Consider the following 17,877-nt stretch of genomic DNA (forward strand, 5'->3'; position numbering starts at 1 on the left):
CTCTCCGGACTTGTCATTGGATAATAAAAAAGACCACAGCATTTACGCTGAAGTCTGTTGGGATTTCCGGTTCAAGCCTCATGAAAATTTATTCGAGCCAAAGCTGCAGATTGGCCTTAACAAAATCATCGTCATTCAGATGCGGATAGCTGTCATACACCCGCTCAATTTCCTCCAATTGTCCAGAAGATAACTCCTCCTTGGGGTTAAGGCACCAGCGTCCCTCCAGTAATCCCTGCCTGCGCAGCACTTCATGAATGCCTGGAATACAGCCATGGAACTCGTGGGCCGGATCGAAAAAGGCAGCATTGCTGTCCGTCACCTCAACTGCGCGTGTCAGCCACTCCGCAGGGATCTGCTCCTCTTCCCGTACCCTTTTAATCTCGTGTAACAGCTCAACGGCTTGATGCGTCCAGACAGCCCAATGCCCGAGAAGCCCGCCGACGATCCGCTTTTCCACGGTCTGCCCATTGACCTTGAAGCGGTATTTCGTCAGCAGATCGACAACGATGTTATCATCATTGCCTGTATACAGGGCAATCTCGTCACGCCGCTCCGATTCCATGACAGCACGAACGACATCCAGGGACTGGTAACGGTTGAACGGTGCCATCTTGATCGCAATAACACCCTCGATTTCGGCAAAAGCACGCCAAAATTCAAAGCTGAGCGTTCTTCCTCCAACCGACGGCTGCAGATAAAATCCGAATACCGGGATAATTTCCGCCACGCGGCGCGTACGTTTCAGCAGCTGTTCCTCCGTCCAGCCGCTGAGTCCGCCCATGCTGAGCAGTCCGGCATCATACCCGAGACTTGCGGCAAGTCCGGCTTCAGCCACAGCCTGCTCCGTCGGTCCACAAATGCCGGCGATCTTCATGAAAGGCCGGTCCAGTCCGGCGCGTTCCACCTCCTCGGCAGCCATACGCAATACCGGCTCCAGCAGATCAATGCCCTTGTCGCGGATTTCGAACTGCGTCGAGTGAACTGCCACGGCAATGCCTCCTGCTCCCGAAGCCATATAATATCTGGTCAGCGCACGCTGGCGTCGTTCATCGAGTTCACGGTCCGCATTCAGAGCAAGCGGGTGGGCAGGAATCGCCAGTCCGTCATGCAGGGCTTCCCCCAGTTCGAGAGATATCGGCTTGAAACCGCTCATCAGTATTTCCCCTCCCGCTGCTGAAAATGCGTCGGCTTGTTCCAGGTCGCTCCGTCCTGAAGCACCCAGTCCGAAATCCAGTCGATCATCTGCAGGACAGACACTTTCGGATACCCAAAGGTTTGCATGGCCTTCGACGCGTTGCTGAGCAGCGCGGTGGAAGCTTCCTCGCCGACCAGTACCGGTTCCACGCCGAGACGCCGCCCGAATTCCTCGGCTACCCAGCGGAGCGAAAGCGTCTCCGGTCCGGTCACGTTCATCGTCACCGCCGGCGATCTGCAGACACGCAGCGCCCTTAGGGCGATCTCATTGGCGTCCCCTTGCCAGATCACATTCGCATGCCCCATGGAAATATCGATCGGCGTGCCGTCTTGGATGGACTTGGCGAGTTCAAGCAGGACGCCGTATCTGAGATCGATGGCATAGTTCAGCCGGTAGATGAACATCGGGATCTGATATTTGTGAGAAAAGTGCTCAAACACCCGCTCCCGGCCCAGGCAGGACTGACCGTACTCGCCATTGGCGTTTGGCGTAACCTCTTCGGCAGCGCCTCCTGCGCCGACAGGCGTCAGCGGATATACATTCCCTGTTGAAAATACAACCATTCTTGAATTTTTGAACTTCTCGGCTACCCGGCCGGGCAGATAGGCATTCATCGCCCATGTAAAATGTTCATTGCCGGTCGTGCCGAATTTATTGCCAGCCATAAAGATGATATTTTTCACTTCAGGCAGTGCCTGAAGCTGCTCATCATCGAGCAGGTCGGCCGAGATGGTCTCGACCCCCATCTCCTCCAGCTCCTGCTTCAATGTGCCGCTGGAAAAGCGGGACACACCGATGACCTTTTTGTTCAAGCCGGCTTTGGCGATGGCGTTCATCGCGAGCCGGGCCATGCTCGGACCCATTTTGCCGCCAACGCCAAGCAGCATGATGTCCCCATCCAGCCGGCTCAGATCGTCCAGCAACTCATCCGAAGGTTCTGCCAGCCTCATTTCCAGTTCTTCAATCGTGTTGATTTTCATGATTCGCCACCATCTTTCTATCGTAAGTAATCTCTCATCTAAGGATCGAAATTCAGACAAATACCCGCACCGGCTTGCCTTCTTCTGCCGAGCGGTAGGCCTCCAAGGCTACCAAGGCAGACTTCATGCCGTCTTCTCCAGTAATGGGTACTTCTCTGCCTTCCAGCAGCGCGTTCACAAAGGCCCGAATCATAAGCACATTCATATCGTCTCCCCAAAAGGACCAACTGCCTTTGCCTGCGCCTCTTGCATATACGCTATTCTTCTGATTAAATGCATCAATGGATATGACGCCCTTGGTGCCGATCACATCGAGCGTAACGTCACCCCAGGTCGGGAACGACGGATTCCGCGACCAGCTTGGATCCAGTACGCCGAATATGCCATTTTGAAACGTCACATGGACCATTCCGGCATCATCGATTGTGCGTGTACCCTCGGGGTCGAACAATGTCTCCGCATAAGCGTATACCTCGGAGACCTTGGAACCACTGAACCAATTCATGAGGTCCATGACATGGACCGTATGATCCAGCACGGCGCCGCCCCCGGCAAGAGCCGGGTCCGAGAACCAAGCCGGGTCCGGGAATGAACCGCGGTTGGTTCCTTTAAATGCAATAATGTCGCCGATCTCGCCGCGCTCCAGCGCTTCCTTCGCCCGGATGACAGGCGTCAGGAAGCGGCAGGGAAATGCGGTCATCAGCTGCACCCCTGCCTCCCGGCAGGCTGCGATCATTCCTTCCATCTCCTCCGCGGAGAGGCCCAGCGGCTTCTCGCAGAGCACATGCTTGCCTGCCTTCGCCGAAGCCACCGTTATTTCCGCATGCCTCGCATTTTCCGAGCAGATGACAATGGCATCGATATTCGTCGCAAGCAATTCGCGATAATCACCGTAATAGACAACGGAGTGGGATTCCGCCAGCTCCCGGGTTCGTGTGGGATCCTCGTCCGCAATGCCTGCAACCTCCACGTCCTTCATCTTAAGTAGCGCGTCCAAGTAATCGAAAGCATGACTGTGCGCAAAACTGATCATTCCCAGCTTCAAACGTTTCATGATTTCGCAGCCTCCTTTTCCAGTCTGACAGGCAGCCCGCTCTGAGCAGATTCTTCGGCTGCACAAGCCCATTTCAGCGCATTCAGTGCATCAGCGGCGGTAACGGCCGGCTCCATACCAGAGCGGATACATTCCAAGAAATGAAACAGCTCCCGGTAATAGGGATCATGTACCAGCTCGCTCTGAGGCGTTTCCACGAAGCCGCCGTCCTGTTCCAGATCCGCTGTTCGCCTTACCCGCACGCTTTGCGCATCATTGCTGTCGTAACGGATTATGCCGTCTTTTCCGGCAAACTCGAAAGTCGTCGTGAACGGACCCGGATATCCCCAGAAGCCTTCCAGCTGGGCAATGGTGCCGTTTGTACAGCGGAACGTAGCCGACGCGTAATCGATGCCGCCTTGAACCCGGTGGAAAGCAAATACCTCCTCAATCTCGCCGAAAGCCCCGAGTACATAATCGATATCGTGAATCATCAAGTCTACAATGACCCCGCCGCTCTTCTGCCGGTCGTGATACCAATCCCGGACCAGACCCGGGTGGCTGCCGGCACGGCTCGCATGATAGATCCCCGCACTGCTGCTTCCCGCATGCTGAATCTGTTCGGCAAGCTGCTGATACTGCGGAAAGAAGCGGACCACCTGTCCAACGAAGAGTCTCACGCCCCGGCTTTCGCAAAAATCGATGGCCTCCGCGGCTTCGGCCGGAGACAGCGCGATCGGTTTCTCGCATATGATGTGAACCTTCTCCTCAGCCGCCTGCTTGATAAGCGGCACATGCATATACGTGGGTACCGCAATACTTACCACATCGGGTCTGGCTTCCCTGATCAGATCTTCCATACTGCTGAAATGGGTGGCCCCCGTCTTTTCTGCGAGCTTCTCGGCTGCTTGAACATCGATATCGCATACTCCCGTCAGCGTAATGCCCGGCATCGATGCATACCGGTCCGCATGGATTGTCCCCATGCCGCCGCAGCCGATGACTGCTACCTTCATCAATCCGATCATCCTCCCATGATTATCAGGCTTATTCATTCACAACGTACAGGCTTATTCATTCACAACGTACAGGCTTCTCACGCAAAATCAAATTCCCCTGCTCATGCCGGACCGACGCGCTCTCCTGCGGCAGGCCGCTGCGATCAACCGTTCTCTCGACATTGCCGTGATGCAGCATATATCCTCCGCCGAAGTAATCCCCCGAAACGGCATACTTCCCGCCTTCAAACGTGGAACCGGAGGCCGTAAACTCCCCATAACCGGAAGTGAGGCTGAAATGCGCTGTTTCCGCATCCGCTGCCTGACTGACCATATCGGACAGTCTCCATTCAGCCCGCCCGCATTCCTTTTCCGTTGCGAAAAACGACTTGGCGTGGTTGGTTCCGCTGATTCTCGCGCCCGAGCGTATCTCGACCCGCTGATCGCCGCTGCCGCACAGCAGAATGCCCGTATTCTTCATTTCCCCGCCCTGAAAGCTGAACCCTCGGCCTTCCATCCGCAGGGGCGCCGCATCCGCTGCCCCATGCAGACGGCAATCTCGGAAGTACAGGCTTCCCGGCGCATTCCAGTCATTGCCGTCCAGTCCGAGGAAATCGCAATTGTAAAAGGCAATGTCCCGAATAACTTGTTCTCGATTTAAACTTCTTCCCTTTGCCAGTTTGAACAAGCAGTTTTCCACGACGTTGGGCCGCTCTGATCGGCTTGCCGCCTGGAAGAAGGCCACCGTCTTTTCAGCCGAACAATTCTTCATCTGGACGCCATCCGCATTCACCCAGATCGAACCGGAATCGGGAATGCCTTCCTGTTCGAAGATATGTACATCCTCCACAGTTATGTCCGTGACCTTCCGGAAGGAAATAAAGCGGCTGCCGACATGCTTTTTGACCGTAATCCGCTTGGCGCTCTCCCCCCAGATCGGCCCGCTGTTGCCGAAGGACAGCAAACCCGAGTTTCCGGTGAATGCCAGGTCATGCTCATACTGGCCATGCGTGACGAAAGTTCCGTGCTCGTCGCCGTCGCCGTGGCAGTTTTCCACCTGGCAGTACGCTGAGCCTGTAAAATCGTTGAGATGGCGGGCATTGCTGGTCTGGCAATCGCGCACATGACCGTAAAGGCAGTAAATTTGCTGCGTCATGTAGCCGGTGCCGCCGATCACAACCTCCGTAGGATTGGTCAGGCGGCAGCGTTCGGTGACGAAATGCGTGCAGTGCCTGCGCATGACGACCGGCCAGAACGTGCGGAAAGCTTCGATCGCAATGGCGTTGCAATCCACCGCATACTCATACACCAGAGGATGCGAGCCTGTGATATCGGTATTGCCTGCGCCATGGAAGACCATATTTTTCACATGGGCCCGCACCACAGGGGTGATCTTCCGGTAACTGATGCTTCTCCCCGTTTCAATCCGCCAGCCGTTTTTATAGTTAAAACGCACATGCCTCGCGTCGACGATTTCCGTGACCATGATCAGCTTGTCGAGCTCGCGTTCGGTAACTCCTCCCCCTTCAACCTTGCTTACCTGGGCGGTCCACCACTCGCCGATGGCAAAAGCAGAAGAATCCCCGACTTCAAAAACCTCGGACATCTCGGCGGCATCCTCCGTCAGGATGACCGTCTGCTCCACTCCGGCAGCTTTGCCCCTGAACTGGAATACGGCCGAAAACGGATCATTCGGCGGAGCATCTTCGATCCCGTCGGTATAAACGGCAAACCCGTTAAAGTCGAGCTCGATATGACTCCGGTCCAGCCGGTGCCGCTTAACGAATCTCAAATCCGAACTTGCCTCGATGCGGTAAACGGTCGGGTCCGCCAGCCATGCCTCAAGCGCCTCATCCGCCGCATGCTCGCTGCCAAAAACACCGAAACACCGGTAATTCCCCACGCCCTGGTGGACCATGATCCAGCGGCCTTTCCCGCCATCCTCCGGCGCGTGAACCGTTCCGCCGTTATCAGGTGCGCTGCATTCTTCGTCCCAGCGCATCAGCTTTGCTCCGGGATCTCCTTCTTTGTAGTAGCCTCCGACCCATACCGGGGCACCCTGCTTGCGATGCTCTTCCGGAATCCGCTTCAAAGAATTTACGTCAGGCACGGAATACATCATCAATGTCCCTCCTATGCAGCCTTCAATTCACTTTTTGGTACAGACGGGGCCGGACTTATGGAATAAGCCGGCCCGTCTGTTAAGTTTTTTTCTATATAAGAACGGCTCTGAACTGAAATAAGTTCTTGATATCGTGCTAGGTGACTTCTTCGGTTACAGTTCGTTCTTCGGATCGCTGCCCGCCTTTTTACTCTCCCGTAAACGTGATGGTCTTGCCGGAAGCGTTAGATACCTGCTCCGCATAGTAAGTAAAGATTTCATTGCCGCCGTATTTGGTCATCAGCTCTTTGCGGTATGCAGGCCACTTCGAAGCATCTTTCTCGTCAAATACGATGGACACCATCATTTCGTTCATGCGCTTGCGGAGGGCGGCCAGGTCCATCCCTTCCTTCACGACCACGCTGGTGCCGATGGAAGGAACGATTTTGTAAGCGTCGATTGTTTTCACGATGGCCTTATCACGGTCCGTAATGCTTGGATCGTCCAATTCAAGACCCAACACTTCCGGAGCCGGCACCGGCGTAAACCATTGATAGACGGTCAGGAAGTTTCCGTTGTCCGTGACATCCTTCTTGAATGCTTCCTGATTGATCGAGATCTTATTGCCCTCACGGGTATAGTCCGTTCCGTCCTGGCCGTAATGGGTCAGCAGATAACCTTCCTCACCCGCCAGCCAGTCAAGAATTTCAACGGATTTTTTGATTTTATCATCGGATGATTGCGAGCTCAGCAGGAAGGGATTGCCGGGTACAGTTTCAATCCAGGTTCCGGTTTGCGCGAACGGATGGAACGGCTCCCAGTCTGCTTGGTCATTGCCTGTTATTTGCTTGGTTTTCATCTGCAGGCCTTCCGGATTGTTGTCAAACGCCAAGTTTTTGCCCATGCCGAGCACGATGCCGGCTTTACCCTGCTCGGCCTTTTCCAGCTGCTGACCATTTTTAGCCAGGAGCCAATCCGGATCCACTACGCCCATATCCATCACTTTTTTCACATCATTCAGTACTTGTTCCATGCGCAGATCCGTACGTGTATCGATAAATTGATCGCCTTCGGTGATGAAGTCCCCGATGAGGCCGTTCTTCACGAATTCAGGGAAATCGAGCGACATGTTCGTACCGCCGCCATAGGTGGTGAAGCCATACGTATCATTTTTACCGTTGCCGTCCGGATCCTGCTCCGTGAAGGCTTTCATGACCGCGATCATTTCATCGTAGTTGGTAGGCATTTGGAGTCCTAACTTATCCAGCCAATCCTTACGGATGTAATAGGAACGGTAGATATCCTTCGCATACGGGATCGGGGCACGTGCGAACTTATCCTGTACTTGATACATACTCAAGTCTTTTTCGGATACCCAGTATTTGAAATAGTTAGGCATCGTTTGCGTCGTCACCAGATCTTTGATTTCACGGGCAACCCCGTCCTTGATGTATTGATTGGAGGCAATCCCGTCGGAGTAGAACACATCCGGCGTGTCTCCGGAGGAGATCAGCGAGTTGAGTTTGTTCTGATAATCGGCTCCATACGGCATGTAATCGATTGTCAGATCTACGTTAAACTTCTCGTCAATCGCCTTCTTTACAAAATCCTTATCCTTCGCAGGAAGCTGCGCGTCGGCGGAAGCGACTACAAACCATTTCAATGGCATTTTGCCGCTGTTTTTATCTTTTCCGGCCTCTCCGCTCGAAGAATTGTCGCTTCCCGTGCCGCCAGCCGTTTCCTTCTTGTCGCCGCAGGCAGACAAAATCAGCATCATGACCATGAGTACAATAAAACCGGTTCGTTTCATTTGTTATCCTCCCCTTATTCATACAGTCAACAGTAACCAGGGTATTGCCTTGCTTCGGACTGACTCGCTGCTGATTGCTATACGGCTTTGGCCAGAGCATCCTTCCCTCAAGGCCCTGCGGCATACCCCCCTCTATATAATCTGGCGGCCGGGAACGACCGCTTGCGAGTATGGCTTCGGAGAATCATTCAGCCCTTGACGGCGCCGATCAGCATCCCCTTGATGAAATATTTTTGCAGAAACGGATACACCACCATGACCGGCAAAATCGCGACGACGACCGTTGCCATCTTGATCGATTCCGGCGGCAGTGCACTGAGCTGCGTCTGCGGCACAGACAGCTCCTGGCTGACGCTTGGCGTAATGATCATGTTTCGCAGCACCACCTGAAGCGGATAGAGGCTGCGGTCGTTGAGGTACATAATTCCCGGGAAATACGCATTCCAGTGCGTAACGCCGTAAAACAGTCCCAGCGTAGCCATAATCGGCATCGACAGCGGAAGAACGATCTTAACAAGCGTTGCCAGATCACCGCAGCCATCCACTTTGGCGGCCTCCTCCACTTCCTGTGGAAGGGCTTCGAAATAGGTTTTCATGACGAGCATATTAAACGTGGATACCAGCCCCGGGATAATAAGCGCCCAGATGGTATTCATCAGCCCCGTCATTTTGACCGTCAGAAAGGTAGGTATGAGTCCGCCGGAGAACAGCATCGTGAAGACGATCCCCATCAACACCACGTTTCTGCCCGGCAGGAACTTTTTCGATAGCGAGTAAGCCAGTAGGGTCGTGACCAACAGATTGAGTGCGGTACCCATGACCGTAACCAGAACGGTAACCCCAAGAGCCTTAGGCACGACACCACTTGTAAAAATGACTTTAAAAGCATCCAGCGTGAATTTATGCGGCACCAACAGGAACCCGCCGTTGCGCAGCACTTCGGTATAAGGCGTAAACGAAACAATCACCACATAGTAGAGCGGAAACAACGTTAGCAGGCCGAACAGCGAGAGCAATGCGTATATGCCGCCGTCCACGACACGGTCAGACCATGATCTTTTGAATAAAACAGGCATGTGCGTTCACCTCCATCGCTTACCAGATCCCCGAGCCGCCCAGTTTCTTGGCGATTTTGTTCGCTCCGAGCACCAGTACCAGACCAATCATTGATTTAAAGACCCCGACAGCCGCCGGAACGCTAAACTGCATTTGTTCAATACCTCTGCGGAAAATCCAAGTATCCAAAATATCACCGACATCGTAAACGCGGACGTTCAGGAAAATGTACACTTGCTCGAAGCCGGCATCCAAAATGTGACCCAGACGAAGAATCAGCATGAGCACAAATACATCACGTACACCAGGGAGCGTGACGTTCCACAACTGGCGCCAGCGCCCTGCGCCATCGATTGCCGCTGCTTCATACAGTTCCTGGTTGATGTTGGCAAGCGCCGCCAGATAAATAATGGCTCCATAGCCGGTACTCTTCCAGATTTCAGTCAAAATCAGCATCGGCCTGAAAACGGAGGAGTTGGTCAGCACGTCCACCGAGGACCAGCCCATATCGCGCATGAACGTCGTAACCAGCCCCGACCCTGGTGCGAAGAAGGCATACACCAGACCGTACACAATGATCCAGGACAAGAAATGCGGTCCGTAGGTCAGCGTCTGCACCCACTTCTTGAACCAACGGACACGGATTTCGTTGAGCATTAGGGCCAGAATCAGGTCCGGCAGCATGTTGAAGATGATGCGGTATACGCTCAGAAGGAGCGTGTTTTTCATGAGGACGGGAAAATCGGGGGAGGAAAATACCGTCCGGAAATTGTCCAATCCTACCCAAGGGCTGCCTGTAACGCCTTTCAGAAGGTTATAGTCCTGAAAAGCCACGACCAATCCAAGCATGGGAACGTATTGGTAAATCAAGTAGTAGATAATGCCGGGAACCATAAACAGGTAGAGCCAGCGATAACGCCAAAAGGTTCTCCTGCCGCTTCTCGGCTTGAGCCGCTTGCCTTGTCTGACGGATGCAGCTGCTGCGCTGTCACTCATCGGCTGCCACTCCTTTCTTCTGATTTAATCAATACTGACGGTAACACCCATAGTCGGGCGCGGATTTGCAATGATTCGGCCATAAAACTCGGGAAGTTGTTCGAAAGATAACCGGTCTGTAATCAAAGACCGGATATCAATGCGTTTTTCGTCCACCATCCGTAAAAACTCCTCGATATTCCGGCCCTCCGTCCAGCGGACATATCCGATCGGATAATCGAAACCGAACCGTTCATAGTCCTTGTCATAACGTCCCGGACCGCCGGCGCGTGAAATATGTACGCTCGCTTCCTTGCTAAAGAATAGGTCGCGGTCAAACTCGCAGCCCGTATCGCCGACAATGACAACGCTTCCACGATCTCTTAAAAAGCGCATTCCGTTGTCGATCAAGCTCTCACTGCGGGTACTTGCGCAAATGAGTACCGAATCCGCACCCTTGCCTCCCGTGATATGCTCAAGAGCCGCCATCATTTCTTCCTCATTCGAGCATACCTGCATCATTCCGGCAGCCACCAGCATATCGCGGCGTTCCTTCATCGGTTCCATGGCAATGACACGGTAGTTCGACGCATGGGCAATACGGGCGATAATTTGTCCTAGAATGCCAACTCCCATGATGACAACCGTTTCGCCAAACTGCAGGTTTGCCTGACGCAACGCGTGTATGCAAATGGCTCCGATCCCTGAGAATGCGGCTTCTTCAGCCGAAACTCCATCCGGTACGGGAACCGTCAGATGCTTCGGAGATATCATCATTTCCCGATGCGCCGGCGTGCCGTAGCAAGCAACCCGCTGTCCCGGCTTCACATGGGTTACCCCCTCGCCGATCTCCAGCACGATGCCGGTTGCGCTGTATCCCAAAAACGCCTCCGGATTGGTGCGAATCATCAGAAGCTCGGTTCCTACGCTCACGGAAGAATAATCGATTCGAACTTTAACATGCTGCGGCTTTACATCGGGATCGGGAAGCTCTGCAATAACTGCCGCCCCGTTCAGGCTTTTGATCGCTCTCATAGGCGCCTCCTGGTTTATATCTGATTCATATGGACATCGCAATCAAGATAAACATTAATTTTGATGTATTTCTGATGTACTGATTATACACACCTATTTTTTAGGGTGTCAACACTAAATCAGAAAATAAAACGGAATAAAATGATTCGAAAGCTTGTACTGCAAGCGGTTACAATTATTAACAACAAAATACCCCATCCCTCAAGGCATGGGGCTTCAGACTTATAAGACACCTATTTGTCTCCTGCTTGAATAAATCTAAGAATGTTCTACAACAGGCTTGAACTGTTCTCCTTCTTTTGACTGTATCATCAGTTCTTCCAATCTTTCATACAGTACATTTACATCAATCATCCCTGACCAATACTCTTTCAGAAACCTGCTGAAGATCCGCAGCTCCTGCATCTGCAAGCCGATCTCCTTGTGATAGAAATAAGACGGCAACATCTCGCGAAACATCGAATACCGGGACGGACGATTCAGGCCGCCTGAATCCCGCGAAGCTTCGGCCGCCTCTTTCCGCGCCGGGATACTGACCGTTTTCTCACGAATCAGCATCTGCGCATCCGCAGAAGACAGGAATTCCATAAACCGGCTGGCGGCCTCCTTGGAAGGCGAGTGATGGACGAGAGCGGTACCTATGGACAGCATCAGCGTCTTCTGCGGGTCCCCCCTATGCAGGCTTGGAAGCGGACAAATGTCGTATTCAAAATCCATATGAGCAAATTCATTCAAGTTAAAATAGGTAGCCAGAATGGCAGAAACCTGTCCTTCTGCAAACAGGCGAATCGTCTCGTCATTCCCCTGCGCCCAATAGTTGGGGAAAATCCGGCGGTTGTTGATGAGCTCGTTAAGCTTATCCAGACCTTCCAGCATATTCAGCCTGCTGCCTCCGTCCGGCATGTGCTTGCTTCCCTTGCCGCCCTGCAGCAGGAAGATGGAATAACGGTTCTCCGAAGCCGGCAAGAAATAAATGCCGTGCCTTCCCCGGATTGCCGCGAGACGAGAAGTTGCCTCGATTAGGTCATCCCAGCTCCAGTAGCTGTCAGGCTCGGGAATATCCGCCTCCCGGAAATGCTGCTTATTATAGCAAAGAACCACCGGAGAAAAAGACACCGGCCGTGCATACACTTTATCTCCGATCCGGAAGGCCGATTCCGTAATCGGATACATGGCCTTGTCGGTTTCAAGCTCCTCCAGCAAAGGCGTCAGACCGAGCTCATTCCACTCCTGAAACTGCGGGCTGTTGAAGGCAACCACATCCAGCAGACCGTTCTGCATCATTTCTTCGGCGGAGCGCACATATCCTAAGGGATTCAAGGTAATTCTCCGTACATGAATGCCCGGATTCCGCCGGCTGAATTCCGCAATCAGGTCATCGATCATAAAATCGCTGGTCAGAGACAGCGGGCAGCCATAATTAATGGTGACGGATTCTCTGGAATGCCGGGTAACCATGCTGCCGACGCGGTCAATCTTAACGATTAGCCCCTCCTCCACCAGTTGGTCCAATCCTTTGCGAATGGACTTATTGCTGAGTTGGTACTGCTTGGCAAGTGCACTTTCCGAAGGAAGATAGGTGCCCTCCTGTTTAATTCCGTTCAAAATATCGGTACGTATCACGTTCACGAAATGGTCCAGCCGCTCATGAAACGTTGGACGATCTGATTTATAACTCATGTATATTTCTCCTACTTATATATTAAATGGACATCAGTTTTATTTTAATGTATTTACATCAAATGTCAACTTTCGTAGTGACCTTCTTCACAAGAGGTATATTAGCTTTCGGGCCACACTTCCTAAAAAAGAAAAGATGGCGGAACAGGAATACGATTCCTGAAGCGCCATCTCACCATCATTACGATTTTCTTGATTACGTATAGTTTTGGGAGACAACCTTATCTAACTGAATTCGAATCATGAATGTATCTCAGCAGGCGATTCCTTCTGCCCTGGTTCGAGCTTTTGCGCTTCAATCTGTATGATGCGCGGGCCTTCCATATGCAGCGCCGTGAAGATGCAGTCGTCCGCCTGCAGCCTGTCACCCTCCTGCAGATCAAATTTCTCCGAGAGCATCCACCCGCCGATGGTGTATACCTCATCTCCAACCGGAATATGCGTCTTCAGTTTCCGGTTAATATCGTGAATAAGCACATGCGGATCAAGCAGGTAACGGTTATTTTCCGTCGTGGTAATCAGCGCGGCCGCGTCATCGGACACGGCATTCGGAGAAGAAGCAGATGGAATGTCTCCGACGATTTCCTCCAGAATATCCTCCATCGTCACAAGTCCCGACGTGCCGCCGTACTCATCCAGCAATACGGCCATGTGTATGCCAGTCTTCTGCATTTGGGTCAATAGATCACGCGCCTGTATCGTTTCGATCATTTGGAGGACAGGCTTGATAAAGCCGGTGATCGGCTCGTTCATACCGCAGCTCTGGCGCACTACCTCATGGAGCAGCTCCTTCATATGCAAAATGCCCGTCACTTTGTCCTTGTCACCATTCAGCATGACCGGAAGATAACTGAACGTCTTCCCTTCAATCGCCTCCATTACTTCGCTCACCTTGGCATCATGGGATACATAACGTATGGAAGTTCTCGGCACCATGATCTCTCTGGCATCGCGTTCGTCAAAATCAAATACATTGTTCAGATATCGGTATTCCGTCGGTGTAATTTCTCCGCTGCGGTATCCTTCTGACAGGGCAAAACGCAGCTCGGCCTCGCTAAGCGCCGCATCCTCCTCCGACATCATTTTAATGCCGAACAGTCCGGTAATCAGACGGGAGGAACGGCTGAGCACCCAGTTGAACGGGTACGTGATTTTATAGAAAATAATGATCGGACGGGCAAAAAACAAAGCCATCGGTTCGGCGATCTGGATCGCGACCGTCTTCGGCACCAGCTCTCCGACCACCACTTCGAAGTAAGTCAAAATCAAAAATGCGATAATAAACGATAGGACGCTTTCGACAGATCCGGGAATATGCAAAAGCTCAAACAGCGGATGCAGCAGTCGTTCCACTGTCGATTCACCGAGCCACCCGAGAGCCATAGAGGTCAAGGTTGTTCCCAACTGACAGGCGGACAGAAACTCATCCAACTTGGAGATGATATGTTTGACGGCCTTGGCATTCTTATTGCCCTCCGCAGCCAACTGATTCATTCTCGACAGCCGAACCCGGATAACTGAATATTCGGAAGCGACAAAAAAGGAAGTCAATAAAATGAGCACTATAACCATTAATAATTTCACAGTTTCCACATGTTATCCCGCTCCCGCTGTTGTCACAGGAACAGGGAGCACCTCCCTTAATCAGAACTGAAAACCAAAAGTCGTATTCTATTTCACTTATTACCCACTTTTCAGCGCGTTGCCTTTGTTCAAGCAAACCATTTGATACAAAAAAGGCTGCGACGAGCACCAAGAACAGTGAAGATCGACGCTAAAATAAGGCCCGAGGAAGAAGCTCAATGCTTAATCTTCATGAACCAAAAAGCCTGTATGACGATTTCGTCATACAGGCTTTTTTTAATCCAGAGGGATTTGACTAGAAAATGTGCCGCTGGAATTCAGCGATGGCTTTGTATTCCTCTTCCAGCTTGCGCGATATTTGAATGAAGATCGGCAGAAGCTGATGATAAATATGCGCGTTTTCCTTCACAGGCTTATGCTGGTGGGTAGATCCGACCATACCGGAGACAATTTGAAGCGAATCGGTTTTCCCAAGCGCGTACAATCCGAGCACGACAGCCCCGAGGCAGGAGCTTTCATAGCTCTCCGGTATAATCACTTCCTGGTCAAAAATATCCGCCATCATCTGGCGCCACAGCGGAGACCGCGAGAAGCCGCCTGTTGCATGGATCTTGGTCGGACGTCCGATAATCTCTTCCATCGCCAGCAGAACCGTATACATATTGAAGATAACGCCTTCCAGAACGGCGCGGATCATATGCTCCTTGCGATGATGCATGGTGAGGCCAAAGAAAGAACCGCGTGCATCCGGATTCCATAGCGGCGCCCTTTCCCCGGTCAGGTATGGATGGAAGAGCAGTCCGTCCGAGCCCGGGCTTACCTGCTCCGCGATTCGGGTCAACAGATCATAGGAGTCCAGGCCAAGCCGCTTCGCCGTTTCTACTTCGGAAGCGGCAAACTCATCACGTACCCATTGGAACAACATTCCGCCGTTGTTGACCGGTCCGCCGATGACCCACATCTTGTCGGTCAACGCGTAGCAGAAGATGCGGCCTTTGGGATCGGTCACCGGACGATCAACGACCGTGCGGATCGCTCCGCTGGTTCCGATGGTAGCCGCGACGACGCCCGGTTCAATCGCATTGACACCCAGATTGGACAGCACGCCGTCACTTGCCCCTACAATGAACGGAGTGGAAGCCTGCAGTCCCATCGCTTCCGCGAATACAGGATTGAGTCCCGTAACGGAATGCGTAGTAGGAACCGGCTCAGACAGCTTGTCCGGCCCGATTCCAGCAACCTGGAGAGCTTCCTCATCCCATTTCAGCTGCTCCAGGTTAAACATGCCGGTCGATGATGCAATCGAATAATCGATAATATACTGATTGAACAGTTTCGCGAAGATGTATTCCTTGATTGAAATGAACTTACCCGCCCTGCGAAAGATTTCCGGCTTGTCATGACGCAGCCACATCAATTTGGTCAGAGGTGACATCGGATGAATCGGGGTGCCCGTGCGCAGGTAAATCTCATGCCCGTTCAGATCCCTTTTCAATTTTTCCGACCATTCTGCGCTGCGGTTGTCCGCCCAGGTAATGCAGTTCATCAGCGGTTTGCCATCCGGGTCCACCGGAATGACGCTGTGCATCGCCGAACTGAAGGAAACGAACATGACCTGCTCGGGACGTGCTCCGCTTTTCTCCATCGCCTGCTTTACCGAATGTATGACTGCGGTAAAGATCTGATCCGGATCCTGCTCGGCAATCGACGAAGTCGGGGTATGTAGGGGATAACCCTCACTGCCCTTGGCCACCACTTTTCCATTTTCCTCGAACAAAACGGCTTTTGTACTTGTCGTTCCGATATCGATGCCGATCATCATTTTACTGCTCATGTTTCTACCTTCTTTCTTCTTCACTAACACCTTCGTATCTAGTAAAAATAGATTTCAGTTTGAATTGCTCAGAAACTTCCCTCTTATACGAATAAACTGATTGCCATAATAATGGCGAGTCCTACCACTGACAGCAGCGTTTCCATGACGGTCCATGACTTCAGCGTCTGCGGAACGGACATATTGAAGAACTCTTTTACCATCCAGAACCCGGCGTCATTGACATGGGACAACACAATGGACCCTGCGCCCGTGGCAAGAACGACCAGCTCTACATTAGCGCCAGGGTTCAGCGCAAGTACTGGAGCTACGATACCGGCAGCCGTCGTCATGGCCACCGTAGCCGACCCGGTTGCCACTCGGATAAGCGCGGCCACAAACCATGCGAACAAGATGATATTAATATGAGCGGAAGTCGCAATTTGCGCAATGGCATCGCCAACCCCACTATTAATAAGCACCTGTTTGAATGCTCCGCCGCCACCGATAATCAAGATGATGGTTGCTGTTGGAGCAAGACATTCACTTGTAAATTTGGAGACTTGCTCTTTCGTGAACCCGCGTGAGAAACCAAGCGAGAAAAAGGAAAACACGACCGCGATAAGCAGCGCAATAACTTCATGTCCGATAAATTCGCAGAATACGGTAAAGCCGCTAGTTGCTTCTGGATCGATGATGGTGGCGATGGAGCCGACCAGCATGAGGATAACCGGAAGCAGGATGGTAAACAAGGTAATCCCGAAGCCTGGAAGCTTCCGTGTGCTGCTTGCCGAGAACTGATCCGCGAGCTGCGCGGGCGGCTCGACCTGAATCCGTTTGCCGATCCATTTGCCGAACAAAGGTCCGGCCACAATTGCGGTTGGAATCCCCACAATCAGGGAATATAGGATGGTTTTACCCAAATTCGCCTGATAAGCATCAATCGCAATCATGGGTGCTGGATGCGGCGGAACCAAACCGTGCACGGTCGACAGGCCGGCCAAGATCGGAATGCCGATTTGGAGCAGGGACATTTTCGTTTTTCGTGCAACGGTAAAAATAATGGGGATCAACAATATAACGCCTACTTCGAAGAAAACGGGAATACCCACAATAAAGCCAACGATCATCATGGCCCAGTGAACCCGTTTTTCCCCAAAACGGTTTACGAGAGTCGTCGCGATTTGCTCGGCGCCGCCGGATTCGGCCATCATTTTGCCGAGCATCGTGCCTAGAGCGATAACAATGGCAATCGTCCCGAGCGTCCCCCCCAGACCCTTGGTTACGGAATCGACGATATCAAGCGGTTTCATCCCGGTCAAAAACCCGAGAATCAAAGCTGACAGCAGCAATGTCACAAATGGATTCCATTTGAATTTAGCGATAAACACGATCAGAAAAGCGATTGCTAGCAGGGTCCAAACGATGAGCGTCCAATTGTGACTCATACCGAAAATGCTGGACATCTAGGTGCCCCCCTTTTGATTTGGTTTAATTGAATGGTGAATTGCATCCTTATTTTTGTTCTCACGCTGCGCTTTACTCATTTTTTTCCTATTAGTTTTATCATACCCATTTATCCAACGATTGATTTCATTGGTATACTTGTCGACA

General features: G+C 52.2%; 13 protein-coding genes. All 13 read right to left on the minus strand.

Going from position 1 to position 17,877, the window contains the following annotated elements:
• Positions 1-88: 88 nt before the first annotated feature.
• Positions 89-1,156, minus strand: a complete 1,068-nt coding sequence (locus GRF59_RS25620; protein ID WP_160500565.1) for a dihydrodipicolinate synthase family protein — start codon at positions 1,154-1,156, stop codon at positions 89-91.
• The gene (locus tag GRF59_RS25625; protein ID WP_160500636.1) at positions 1,156-2,172 is read right to left on the minus strand and encodes an NAD-dependent epimerase/dehydratase family protein; all 1,017 of its coding nucleotides are present in this window, start codon (positions 2,170-2,172) and stop codon (positions 1,156-1,158) included. The genes GRF59_RS25620 and GRF59_RS25625 overlap by 1 nt, the downstream gene beginning before the upstream one ends.
• A 58-nt stretch (positions 2,173-2,230) precedes the next feature.
• Positions 2,231-3,232: a Gfo/Idh/MocA family protein gene (locus GRF59_RS25630; protein WP_160500566.1), complete on the minus strand. Its 1,002-nt coding sequence runs from the start codon at positions 3,230-3,232 to the stop codon at positions 2,231-2,233.
• Positions 3,229-4,227 (minus strand): Gfo/Idh/MocA family protein, encoded by a 999-nt coding sequence (locus GRF59_RS25635; RefSeq protein WP_160500637.1) that lies wholly within the window; start codon positions 4,225-4,227, stop codon positions 3,229-3,231. The genes GRF59_RS25630 and GRF59_RS25635 overlap by 4 nt, the downstream gene beginning before the upstream one ends.
• Before the next feature lie 58 nt (positions 4,228-4,285).
• Positions 4,286-6,331 carry a peptidase C14 gene (locus GRF59_RS25640; protein ID WP_160500567.1) on the minus strand — a complete coding sequence of 682 codons (2,046 nt, stop codon included), beginning with the start codon at positions 6,329-6,331 and terminating at the stop codon, positions 4,286-4,288.
• Between the two features lie 187 nt (positions 6,332-6,518).
• Entirely contained in the window at positions 6,519-8,120 is a 1,602-nt protein-coding gene (locus GRF59_RS25645; RefSeq protein ID WP_160500568.1) for an extracellular solute-binding protein, read from the minus strand.
• 188 nt (positions 8,121-8,308) lie between these two features.
• Positions 8,309-9,196 carry a carbohydrate ABC transporter permease gene (locus GRF59_RS25650; protein WP_160500569.1) on the minus strand — a complete coding sequence of 296 codons (888 nt, stop codon included), beginning with the start codon at positions 9,194-9,196 and terminating at the stop codon, positions 8,309-8,311.
• A gap of 19 nt (positions 9,197-9,215) precedes the next feature.
• Complete coding sequence (locus GRF59_RS25655) at positions 9,216-10,172, minus strand: ABC transporter permease (protein ID WP_160500570.1); 957 nt, start codon at positions 10,170-10,172, stop codon at positions 9,216-9,218.
• A gap of 24 nt (positions 10,173-10,196) precedes the next feature.
• Complete coding sequence (locus GRF59_RS25660; protein ID WP_160500571.1) at positions 10,197-11,186, minus strand: zinc-dependent alcohol dehydrogenase; 990 nt, start codon at positions 11,184-11,186, stop codon at positions 10,197-10,199.
• A 258-nt stretch (positions 11,187-11,444) separates the two neighbouring features.
• A complete protein-coding gene (locus GRF59_RS25665; protein ID WP_160500572.1) occupies positions 11,445-12,866 on the minus strand; it encodes an extracellular solute-binding protein in 1,422 nt (473 codons plus the stop codon).
• A gap of 240 nt (positions 12,867-13,106) precedes the next feature.
• The gene (locus tag GRF59_RS25670) at positions 13,107-14,459 is read right to left on the minus strand and encodes a hemolysin family protein (RefSeq protein ID WP_160500573.1); all 1,353 of its coding nucleotides are present in this window, start codon (positions 14,457-14,459) and stop codon (positions 13,107-13,109) included.
• A gap of 286 nt (positions 14,460-14,745) precedes the next feature.
• A complete protein-coding gene (gene gntK, locus GRF59_RS25675; RefSeq protein WP_160500574.1) occupies positions 14,746-16,284 on the minus strand; it encodes a gluconokinase in 1,539 nt (512 codons plus the stop codon).
• An 83-nt stretch (positions 16,285-16,367) separates the two neighbouring features.
• A complete protein-coding gene (locus GRF59_RS25680) occupies positions 16,368-17,729 on the minus strand; it encodes a GntP family permease (RefSeq protein ID WP_160500575.1) in 1,362 nt (453 codons plus the stop codon).
• Positions 17,730-17,877: the final 148 nt, after the last annotated feature.

This window comes from Paenibacillus dendrobii (assembly GCF_009807035.1).
GTDB classification, from domain to species: Bacteria; Bacillota; Bacilli; order Paenibacillales; family Paenibacillaceae; genus Paenibacillus_AQ; species Paenibacillus_AQ dendrobii.